2 protein-coding genes and 1 other annotated feature are annotated in these 2805 nt (G+C 45.3%); both genes read right to left on the minus strand.

Going from position 1 to position 2805, the window contains the following annotated elements:
- Positions 1-50: 50 nt before the first annotated feature.
- Positions 51-1433, minus strand: coding sequence for a branched-chain amino acid transport system II carrier protein (brnQ, locus tag AB3112_RS10400; RefSeq protein WP_084973823.1), 1383 nt, complete (start codon positions 1431-1433; stop codon positions 51-53).
- Positions 1434-1611: 178 nt separating this feature from the next.
- Positions 1612-1862 (minus strand) — a binding site (T-box leader).
- A 56-nt stretch (positions 1863-1918) separates the two neighbouring features.
- The coding region (locus AB3112_RS10405; protein ID WP_367334447.1) for an autotransporter-associated beta strand repeat-containing protein at positions 1919-2805 on the minus strand (887 nt) is incomplete at its 5' end.

Here is a 2805-nt window from a genome sequence, read left to right on the forward strand (position 1 = left end):
TAGGTTTATGTGTTAAAAAATGCAGCGAACTATGTGTTAAATTCTACTAACTAGTCATTTTCCATTTGAGCCGTTCTTGCGCCCATTAGAGCACTGATAAAGTGAATGGCCAAGCCGATGATCAGTCCAATCGCAGCGGGTAATAACCAGTCCATTCCAAGAGATGCACCCGGCAGAAAGTTGTCTAATTTCAAGATAGTTGTTGCGAAAGCCGACTTTGAAATAATTGCCGGAGCTGCGGCAATCGCATCCAGAATTGCTGGGATGATGGTGAAGATTGTCGTCCAGATATAAACACGACGGTCGTGGTTAAAGAGTGGGGACGCAATCGATAGGATGATCAACGTAATTGCCAGTGGGTACAGGAACATCAGCATTGGGGTTGACCAAGCGATAATGGTATCAAGCCCAAAGTTGGCAATCCCAAATGAGAGACCCGTCGCAATCAACAGCCAGGTCCGGTATGAAATCGAGGGGAATTTAGCGTGCAGCGCTTCAGAAAATGATGTTGAAAGGCCAACTGCAGTTGTCAGGCAGGTCAGTGTTGCCATCGTGGCTAAAATAACCTCACCTGTGATCCCCAAGAAGTGGTTGGCAATCTGGTTGAAGGCGATCCCACCGTCAATTGAAAGATTAAATTTACCCAGGCTGGTGGCTCCCAACCAAATCAATCCAATATAAATCAACGCTTCAAGCCCGATTCCAAGGGCGCCGGATTTGATTGTCGTCATTGAAATATCTTTGGCGTTTGTTTGTCCCAAGCTGCGAATCGCCGTAACGATCGCAATTCCAAACAAGAGACCTGCAATACAATCCATCGTGTTATAACCTTGAAGAAATCCATTAAGAATCGATCCATTTTTGTAGGCAGCATCAGTAATGGGTGCGTTGGCTGCCTGACTGATTGGGCTCGTAAATGCAATTGCGAAAATAATAGCAAGTAAGGCTAAAAATGCGGGATTCAAAATTTTACCAATTGAATTAATAATGCCTGCTGGTTTGCGGGAAGCCCCGTAAGTAATCCCGAAGAAAATTAATGAGTAAATAAATAACCACATTGGCTGCTGTGCAGCACTCAGATGGCTTGCAAAGCCGATTTGAAATGGCGTTGTTGCCGTCCGTGGTGTCGCAAACAGCGGTCCCAAGGTTGCACAAACTAATACCATAAAGAAGGTCGCATAGCGCTTCCCGATTGGCTTAGCCAAGTCATAGATCCCGTTACTGTGCGTTACGGCGATTGCAATAATCGCAAGCAGTGGCAATAACGTCCCAGTCAGCAGAAAGCCAATCCCAGCGGTAAACCAGTGGGCCCCGGCTAATTGTCCCAAGTGAATTGGAAAGATTAAGTTGCCGGCACCGAAGAACATTCCAAATAGCATTGAGCCGATAATCAGATAGTGTTTGAATGATAATTTCTTTGATTTAGTTTCCATATTGAAGACTCCTTATTTATTAAATACGTTAGATATCTCAATTTTCTGTTTTTAAATCGTTTAAATTCATCATTTGTGACTCGGATAATGCCACCTGACTTACCCTGGCTTAAATTCATTTTCATCGTAATAACCCCCTTTAATGACAAAAAAACGTCCCTCAAGATTGATTTCAATCTCAAGGGACGTTTACACGTGTTACCACCCAAATTCTCAACAACTTCACAGCTGCTGACTCACCATGTACGGCCGAAATAACTTCAGCGATACACTGGCGCTGTAATGGGCGCTCCCAACAAACACTCGCAGCATCGCTCGCATTTGTCGCTCGAAGGCTACTTTCATCACTTAGGCTTTTGAATCGTTCTCACTTACCCGATTCTCCCTGAAAAAGCGCTAAGAGATTACTCTCCTTGTCTTAGCAAAATCTCATATTTCTGATTGCCATAAATACTAACCCGTTTCTGACCAGATGTCAACCAGTTTTATTTAACTAATTTCACATTGTGTTTAGTGTAGGTTAAATGCCAGCCCTTTGGCAATGAGTGGTGGGCAAATTTACCCGAGAGCTTGCTGGATTTCAAGATGACAACGCCGGACTTGAGGCCCTTGGCGTTCTTCACAACCACTTTGCCACCAAGCTTAGCGTGACCGGAAACTGATAACTTGCTGTTGGCACTCAGCTTCAGAGTTGCCTGACTGCCTTGAGTATAGCTGCCCTTCACAACGACATTCTTGTTGGATAAGGTTAATTGACCGCCAGCCAGGTTCAGGCTACCATCGCCCAATGCATGGTCGTTTTCAGCAACCAAGGTTCCAGCCTTAATTGTGGTGCCGCCCTTGAATGAATTATCACCAAGCAGGCTCAACGAACCCGTGCCTTCCTTGATCAAGCCGCCCTTACCGGAAATATTATTCTTCCAAGTATCAGCAGCGTTGAAACCACCTTTTTTCGCATCCATATTGACGGTGGTGTCAGACAAGAATTCGCCAAACCCATTAGCAGCCTTAAAGAGGTTCAAACGGCCCCAGCCTTCGGTATCATCGGTCATTGGATAGCCGGATGGAAGACCAGTTGTGTAAAGTACCTCACGCCGTTGAGTGGCGTTTAGATATGGCAGCCGGGTTGCCAAGAGTACCTCAGCTCCCTTTGGCACAACCATCGGCTTTGTGGTGTCACCAATTGGTGAGAAGCCATAAGTCAGACGATAGGTATAGTTCTTCAAATTTGTCTGGTAATCGCTAAATGAATCCTTGGCCGATTTGTCCTGTGCCTTGGATAAATCTTTCTGCGTATCCTGGTATGCTTCACTCATTAATTGTTTGTTGTCGGGGTCGTTCAAAGTGGCCGCTGTCATTGCAGTCCCAATCA

Source organism: Lentilactobacillus sp. (assembly GCF_040773105.1).
In the GTDB taxonomy this organism is placed as follows: Bacteria; Bacillota; Bacilli; order Lactobacillales; family Lactobacillaceae; genus Lentilactobacillus; species Lentilactobacillus parabuchneri.